The following is a 363-nucleotide window of genomic DNA, read 5'->3' as shown; positions in this document are numbered from 1 at the left end:
TGGAACGACCGCTCGCGGGCCAACCTCGGCGTCGACACGCTCGACCTCGTGCAGCTGCACTGCCCGCCCACCGCCGTCTACTCCTCGGACGAGGTCTACGACGCGCTCGACACCCTCGTCGCCGAGCAGCGGATCGCCGCCTACGCGGTAAGTGTCGAAACGTGCGCCGAGGCGCTCACCGCCATCGCCCGCACCGGCGTCGCGAGCGTCCAGATCATCCTCAACCCGTTCCGTCTCAAGCCGCTCGACGAAGTCCTCCCCGCTGCCCGTGCGGCGGGTGTGGGCATCATCGCGCGGGTCCCGCTCGCCTCCGGACTGCTCTCGGGGAAGTACACCAAGGACACCGTCTTCGCCCCCGAGGAC

General features: G+C 70.0%; 1 protein-coding gene. It reads left to right on the top strand.

Features of this window, described 5'->3' with window-relative positions; translation table 11 throughout:
- Positions 1-363 (top strand): aldo/keto reductase (locus AC1DUE_RS20890; protein WP_477041305.1); only part of this gene is annotated, 363 nt, incomplete at both ends.

It is taken from the genome of Cellulomonas sp. P4_A2 (genome assembly GCF_056402515.1).
Note: the sequence above shows the minus strand (reverse complement) of the source record. Positions and strands in the feature narration are given on the sequence as shown.